1 protein-coding gene is annotated in these 522 nt (G+C 60.0%); it reads left to right on the top strand.

Translation table 11 applies throughout. From position 1 onward, the window contains the following. A partial coding sequence (locus tag RCF13_RS07855) for a hypothetical protein (RefSeq protein WP_308141044.1) occupies positions 1–421 on the top strand: 421 nt, incomplete at its 5' end. Between the last annotated feature and the right edge of the window lie 101 nt (positions 422–522).

Here is a 522-nt window from a genome sequence, read left to right as displayed (position 1 = left end):
TAAGTACGCACACGCTGCGCGAGGTATCGCAAGAGAGATAGAAAGCCAGTTCGAGGGGCGGGGGGATATTGAGGCGCTCGCGGCGCGGGCAGCTGGGATGGGCCAGCCCGCCTGGCGGCAGCTTTTAACTGACGCCGAGCCTCTAGCAGATCGGCTCTTGCTTGAAGCGCCAGGATTCTGGAGGCGCCATAAGGTATGGAAGGACCCTGAACAGAAGCCCGTTGTTCTGTGCGCAATGCTTGCAAAAGCAAAGGACGGTGCCGCCCTGCTGTATCAGTTGGCGCAATACGGGTATCCGCTGGAGAAAGGTGGCTCATCTCGCTATACCACGACTGCGGCTGCCCGTATTGTTGACTTTTTGCTTGTGGCGTTGCCTGAACCTGATTGGCCTTTTGATGACGTGAAATCACCTTTTTCATGACCGACTCCCCGAGCGCGCGCGCCGCCCTTGCCAGTCGTGGCACAGCACGACATCCCTGATATGCTCGGCGCCGACCTGGTCCAGGCCGTTGGCGCGGGCCA

Origin of the sequence: Stenotrophomonas maltophilia group sp. RNC7, assembly GCF_030910085.1 — a bacterium.
In the GTDB taxonomy this organism is placed as follows: Bacteria; Pseudomonadota; Gammaproteobacteria; order Xanthomonadales; family Xanthomonadaceae; genus Stenotrophomonas; species Stenotrophomonas sepilia.
The sequence above is the reverse complement of the archived record's forward strand: the minus strand, read 5'-3'. Positions and strand labels throughout refer to the sequence as shown.